This window comes from Daejeonella sp., assembly GCF_049655485.1.
Classification (GTDB): domain Bacteria; phylum Bacteroidota; class Bacteroidia; order Sphingobacteriales; family Sphingobacteriaceae; genus Daejeonella.
Genome location: NZ_JBASJU010000255.1, coordinates 1 through 6,585, shown reverse-complemented (window position 1 = coordinate 6,585; position 6,585 = coordinate 1). Strand labels below are relative to the sequence as shown.

Sequence of the window (6,585 nt, the reverse complement as noted above, 5' to 3'; positions counted from 1 at the left end):
GTTTAAACCAATAGATGCGGTCAGACTCCTTAAGGTTTTAACTCTCCTTCGGCTTTATATCCTGTAGCATTTATTGCTTTAATGATAGCGTTTTTATCGGTTTTCGATTGGTCATATTTAATGCTAGCAGTGCCTAATTTAGAATAATAATTCTTATTTAATTCTTTTAAACTATTATAGGAGCTATCCTTATTAAAATGCAGCCTGGTAATTGAGGAATAATCTATGGGGAGCTTAAAAGCATTTTTAAGAGGGATTTCTAAAATTTTAGTGACTATGTAGCGTATAATTCCACCATGGGCTACAACCGCTACATTTTCAAAAGGAGTCTGCATTAATTCTACCATGAATTGATCTGCACGGTAACTTAGGTCTAGAAAGGATTCTCCACCAGGAATCTTACAACTTACAAAATCAGCCATCCATTCATTCAATCGAATCTGATCTATATCCTGCCATTTTCTCATTTCCCATTCTCCAAAGTTTAATTCCAGCAACCGCGCATCAGTAAACAGGTTTGTAGTAGAAAGCTTTTCAGCGAGAATGGAGCACCGCTTTAAAGGACTTGTATATACTGCATCGAATTGTTCAGGCAAGTTCCATTTTAAAAAATCAAGCTCATCCTGGAAAGTTTCTGCTAAGGAAAGATCAGACTGCCCATAACAGATCCCTTTTCCCACCAGAGGGGAAGTGTGTCTTATCAAATAAACTTCCAAAGTGCAATAAAACTTAGATAAAATACGACTTCACAAATTTGTTGGGTGGCTCCTCCACAATCACCTGTTTGACCTCCAATCCATTTGACATAGTATCTACTTAAATACCATCTTGCTGCGAATACCGGAATAAGCAAAAGAAAAATGTAAGCGTTCCAGAACATTAAGAGAGGTAGAATTCCGAAGCATGCTCCTGCAAAAAGTGATATCCCTGACATTCTATGTGCTGCAGGTTTCGCCTTGCTGTCAGCATCTTCTCTTACATAGTCAAGCGTAAATAACAGGGTCGAAGCTGCAAAGCGGCTGAGTGCATGCCCGGTAATCAGAGCAAAAGGAATTTGCCGGCGATCTATATCATATAAAGCAGCGAATTTTAATGAAAAAATACAAATAAGCCCAATTACCCCAAAGGCTCCAACACGGGAATCCTTCATAATTCTTAGAATACTTTCTTTAGTCCAGCCACCACCAAAACCATCACAAACATCGGAAAGCCCGTCTTCATGAAATGCTCCTGTGGTAAGAATTGTAGCAACCATACTTAAAAGTATTGCAATAGAATGCGGGAAAACAAAAGCGCTCAAATAATAAATCAAGGCTCCAATAGCTCCCACAATAAAACCGACCAAAGGGAAATAGCGAGAGCTTTTAGTTAAATACTCCGGGGAATGATCAGACCATTTTGGACATGGAATCCTGGTAAAAAACATGAGCGCAGTAAAAAATATACGGATTTCTCGTTTCATTTAGATGTTTGTAATACTTTATCAGATAACCCGGTGCTTTTAAAACTTGCCATTTCATTTAGAAAAGACAACGCGGACTTAATTACCGGAAATGCCACAGCACAACCCGACCCTTCACCAAGCCGCATTTTCAGCTGAAGCAATCCCTCTGCTTCCAGATGATTTAAAAGTAAACGATGGCCTTTCTCTTCGGAACAGTGGCAAAAAATTGCATTTCTTTTTATTCCTGAATGAAGTTTCCAGGCAATTAAAAATGCAACGGTTGAAATGAAACCATCAACAAGGATCAGCATATTGTTTTTATATGCTTCGAGCATACCGCCTGCCATTTGCAGTATTTCAAAGCCGCCAAAATGAGAAAGAATAGTTGTCAGTTCTCTATTGCCCGTATAATTTTCAAGAGCCTGGCTTAATATTTTTTGCTTTAGGACAAATGTTTCATCGCTCACACCGGTACCTTTGCCTATACACTCATTAAGGCTTATACCGGTAATTAAACTCATTAATATGGAGGCAGTAGAAGTATTTCCAATGCCCATTTCACCAAAACCAATGGTATTACTGCCTTTGCTAAAAACGTTCTGAACTATATCGGCCCCGCAAGCAAAGCATTCATTCACCTGGGTTTCAGTCATAGCAGGGCCAAATAAAAAAGATGCTGTCCCCTTGCCTATTTTCTTATTAATAATGGGGGCATTAGTCGGAAAGTCATAGTTTACGCCCGAATCAATAACAATCAAATCAATTGAATTTTGACGACAAAACACATTAATGGCAGCTCCGCCATCTATAAAATTATTTATCATTTGCCTGGTTACCTCAGAGGGATAGGCACTTACACCATGTTGAGCAATGCCATGATCTGCGGCAAAAACAAGAATATGAGGCTTATAGATTACCGGAGTCTTCGTATTAAATATTTTTGCCACCTGGAAAGCCACTTCTTCCAGTTTTCCCAGAGCGCCCAAGGGTTTGGTTTTATTATCAATAATCTCTTTTAATTCATCATCAAATGATTCATCGTCCGGAATCTGTACATTTAATTTTGGCTGTTTCTTTTGTATTTGTGAGGTAAGTTTTTTAATTTCTTTTACATCCGGATATTCAGATTTTCTTTTCCAGCCTTCCTTTTGGAGCATCGGCTGATTATTATAATTTGTTGCAGGCTTACCTATACAGAAATATCCCAGGGGTTCTATTTCTTCAGGAAAATTGAGAATTTTCTTGAATTCATAATAATTAAAGATTGAAACCCAGCCCATGGAGTAACCTTGCTCAGTAAGAGACAGCCAGATATTTTGCACGGCACATACTGAACTGAATTTAAGTGTTTCATTACTTGCAACTGTGCCAATAGTAAAGGTATTTAATACCGATCTGTCATAACATACAATTAATCCGACGGGAGCTTCAATGATCCCTTCTAGCTTTAATGATGAATAAGCTATCTTTTGAGTTTCGCCAGGTATTTGATTAAAGGCTTTTTCATTGTATTCCTCAAACAGATTTTTTATGGACTGTTTTACAACATCTGAATGCACTAAAAAGTATTTGGTGGCATCTGTTAAACCAACGGAGGGAGCAGTATGACCAGCAAGCAAAGCTTTTTGTATGACTTCATCCGGCACGTTTTCAGCAGTAAAATGACGGGTATCGCGTCTCAGATTAAAAATCTCTTCCAGGGTTAACATCCTTATTTTCTTTTAATTAATACGGCGAAGGAACTAAATCGCAATACCAAAAGCCTTTAGTTTTAGGACTGCTTGAACAAACTCCATCTTCTTTTACTTCAACTGGTTTATACACTTTTTCACCTTTTGAAAACTCAATTTTATTTTTAAAAATAGGCCCATCAAAACAAAAAGTATGAAATTCACCATACTCCCCGCAAGGATCAACATTTGAAGGAAGGGCCTCTAGAAATTTTGAATCTATTTCAGCTCCTACCATATCTTCACCCAGATAGAAATCATTTACACAACAGGTAATGGTTTTAAAACCGAGCGAAATAAACTTTTGAACGAGTTCTTTTGTATCCTTTTTCCATAAAGGGAAAACAGCTTGCATATTAACTTTGGCGAGATTGTCCTCTCTGTATTTTCTTAAATCTTCGAGAAAAATATCCCCGAATATCACATGGTCAATTCCTTCTGATTTTGCTTCCAGAAGCATCTTTTCCATATTGGTTTCATATTCTGCATAACTTCCTTCTTTCACATAAACTTTCTTTAAGGGAATGCCAATTTGATAAACCTGTTGATCCAGAAGGTCTTCCCGAACACCATGCATAGAGATACGGTTAAAATTTCCATTTACTGTTGTTAAGAGATATTTTACATCATACTTTCCTTCCTGTAATACATCATATAAGCATAAGGACGAGTCTTTCCCTCCACTCCAGCAAAATATAGCTTTCTTTTTTTCCATTTTTATTTTAGAGTTAATGGCAGTCCCGAAACCATTAAAATGGCTTTGTCGGCTTTGTTTGCAATGTATTGATTTATCCAGCCCTGGAGTTCGACAAATTTTCTTCCTATTTCGGAATCAGCATGAACTCCCATTCCTATTTCATTTGAAATCACTATGAGGGTAAAATCTTGCTGAGTGAATTTGTCAAACTCATTTTTTGCCTGTGTTAAACTTTCTTCCACATTGTGTTTGGTATCAGCATAAAAGTTAGTGAGCCATAAAGTAATACAATCCATTACTGCTACTTGTCCTTTCAATTCCAAATTGCTAAGATTCTTTTCCTCTTCAATATTTTGCCAGCGCTCATCTCTCTCAGATTTATGCCTGTCAATTCTTTTTTGAAAATCTTTATCCCATTGCCGTGCGGTAGCTATGTAAACAGGATTTCCAGATAACTTTAAAGCAAGCTCCATGGCATACCTGCTTTTTCCTGATCGTTCTCCACCTGTAATGTAATAAATCATACTTTTTGCTTCTTAAATTTATAGGGACAATGTTTGCAGCCTTTCTCACAACAGAAGCCCCGCCTCAAATGATACCTTTCGGTAAACACCCAATAGCCCTGCTCATTGTAATAGTAATCTACATTCTCAATCATTTCATCTTTAGACATGAAGCACAGTTTACGGTTGTCTTTAAGCTGCATTTATCTGAGGACTTAACTGAAGCCATGGATATTTTCTTTGAGCCCATTCAAAAGCTCCAAACATAACAGCTCCAAAGACCAAATTTCCCATCAGCATATTTTTAAGATACGGCAATGCCAGTGCATAGCATTTTAATAGCCCTTGTATGTCTTTTGTAAATGGTTTACCTGTTGTAAAATCCAGACCAAATGCCCAAACACCAAAATCAGTTATAATCCAATGAGCTAAAGCAGCTCCTACTCCTGCCAAAAGAATGTTTTTCACATTTACTTTTCTTATGAAAGATCCTATAAATACCATAAGGGCGAAACTTGCATAAGTCCATAAAAACCCTTCGTAAAAGAATACCAGTTTATGATAATAAATGAAATAACATAAAACTATATCGCTTACCCAAAGGGTTAATAATGGTACCAGATAAGCCTTCCATCGGTTTGCATAATAACACCCGCCAAAAATAGCCATTGCCCCAACCGGAGTAAAGTTGTGAAGCGGTGTATGAGTTCCGGAAATAAATAATCTCCAGGCCCCTGCTATCAATATCATAACTGTCAGAGCACCCATTCGAGGGTGAATTAATGATTTACTCATGATTACTCGATTTTTAAGTGAATTAATATTTGTTAAATTTTTGATGATGTGAATTGGTAACGGAAATTAAAGAAGACTCCTTTGCCTCTCGCGCTATAGCCCTTTATCTCGTTGTATTTCGTATCAAGCATGTTTTCAAATTTGATGGTGGCAGCGAGAGTTTTTAGGATATCGTATTTTAAAGAAAGGTCTATGAGGGTATAGTCTTCCATACCTGTAGTAGCTAAAGCTCCAAAGGGACCTAATGAATTATTGTAATAAATATCATTTCGGGCTCCTACGTACCTGGTATCAACCTTAAAGGATAATTTTGTTATTGGATTATAGGTAAATGAAATATTAAATGAACTTGGCCTCCTTACCAGGCTTAGGGATTCAGCCTTTTTTGTAAGAAATATTCCATTAGTAAAAGTTTGAATATAGTTTCCGTTTGTGTGGGAGGTATCAACATTAGCAGGATTATATTCAAGCTTTCCGTTTAAAAGCGCAAAGTTGCCGGAGAAGGAAAGTTCGTTACTGATTTTAGTGGTAATTCCGAATTCAATACCACGATTGAACTGTTTGCCTATATTCGTATAGGTGTCTCCCCGATAATCGGCAAAGCCGAGGGATTTAATATCTTTGTTTTTATTCCATAGATAGACATATTCAATAAGGTTATCTGTTACCGTATTAAAGTAAGCCATCGAGAAGAAAACATTTTCGTTTACTTTTTGCTTTATACCTATCTCATAAGATTGAGATGTTTCCGCCTTCAACGTCTTATTCCCTCTTGTCACCCCGGAAGTTGTATTTTTCTCTGGAGAATAAAGACGATATAGAGGGGGCGCATTAAAACCGGTTGTATAAGCTCCGTAGAGTAATGTATTCCCGGATATCTTCAGCGATGGATTTATTTCATAAGTTAAATTCCGTCCGAATAAGGAGTGATTGGTATACCTGGTGCCGAGCCCAACTGAAAAAGCTTTCAATTTTTCACTTAACAGAATGCCATTTAAATCCACATGCATAAATGCATTATGAGTAACTGCTTTGGGATCCAGGGTATCTAAATTGGTTTCGGATACATAATTAAAGGCAACATTTGTATAATAGGTTTTTAGTGTCATGCTTTCCTGATAAACACCCCCGCCTATAACCGCATCCAGGCCTTTTAAACGAAGGTTGCCCTGCAGCTCATTATTAGCTACTTTCCCATTATATATTCCTTCAAAAAATGTCCTGTCTGTTGTGCCCTTTTTATTAACTGCTGAGGAGTCATCAGTAGAAACTCTGGTTAAGTCAGTTGTTCCTCCAATATAAGAAAGCTTAATTTTATCATTGACCTGATATGCTAAACCATAGGTAATTAAATCCCGCTTAAAATCAAGCTGATAATTGTCATCATCTTTAAAAGCACCATCATCAATATCGGTC

General features: G+C 37.2%; 8 protein-coding genes. All 8 read right to left on the bottom strand.

The genetic code is table 11. From position 1 onward, the window contains the following. Positions 1-29 precede the first annotated feature (29 nt). Positions 30-704: an alpha-ribazole phosphatase gene (cobC, locus tag WBJ10_RS10970; RefSeq protein WP_424290225.1), complete on the bottom strand. Its 675-nt coding sequence runs from the start codon at positions 702-704 to the stop codon at positions 30-32. After that, positions 701-1,462: an adenosylcobinamide-GDP ribazoletransferase gene (locus WBJ10_RS10965; protein ID WP_424290223.1), complete on the bottom strand. Its 762-nt coding sequence runs from the start codon at positions 1,460-1,462 to the stop codon at positions 701-703. Before WBJ10_RS10965 ends, cobC begins: the two co-directional genes overlap by 4 nt. Then, positions 1,459-3,153, bottom strand: coding sequence for a nicotinate-nucleotide--dimethylbenzimidazole phosphoribosyltransferase (cobT, locus tag WBJ10_RS10960; RefSeq protein WP_424290221.1), 1,695 nt, complete (start codon positions 3,151-3,153; stop codon positions 1,459-1,461). The genes WBJ10_RS10965 and cobT overlap by 4 nt, the downstream gene beginning before the upstream one ends. Positions 3,154-3,169: 16 nt before the next feature. Continuing rightward, positions 3,170-3,889 carry a diphthine--ammonia ligase gene (locus WBJ10_RS10955; RefSeq protein WP_424290219.1) on the bottom strand — a complete coding sequence of 240 codons (720 nt, stop codon included), beginning with the start codon at positions 3,887-3,889 and terminating at the stop codon, positions 3,170-3,172. A 2-nt stretch (positions 3,890-3,891) separates the two neighbouring features. Continuing rightward, positions 3,892-4,395, bottom strand: coding sequence for a bifunctional adenosylcobinamide kinase/adenosylcobinamide-phosphate guanylyltransferase (locus tag WBJ10_RS10950; protein ID WP_424290217.1), 504 nt, complete (start codon positions 4,393-4,395; stop codon positions 3,892-3,894). Further along, entirely contained in the window at positions 4,392-4,529 is a 138-nt protein-coding gene (locus WBJ10_RS10945) for a DUF5522 domain-containing protein (RefSeq protein WP_424290227.1), read from the bottom strand. The genes WBJ10_RS10950 and WBJ10_RS10945 overlap by 4 nt, the downstream gene beginning before the upstream one ends. Before the next feature lie 37 nt (positions 4,530-4,566). Next, complete coding sequence (locus tag WBJ10_RS10940; protein WP_424290215.1) at positions 4,567-5,169, bottom strand: DUF6580 family putative transport protein; 603 nt, start codon at positions 5,167-5,169, stop codon at positions 4,567-4,569. A 32-nt stretch (positions 5,170-5,201) separates the two neighbouring features. Next, a partial coding sequence (locus tag WBJ10_RS10935; protein WP_424290213.1) for a TonB-dependent receptor domain-containing protein occupies positions 5,202-6,585 on the bottom strand: 1,384 nt, incomplete at its 5' end.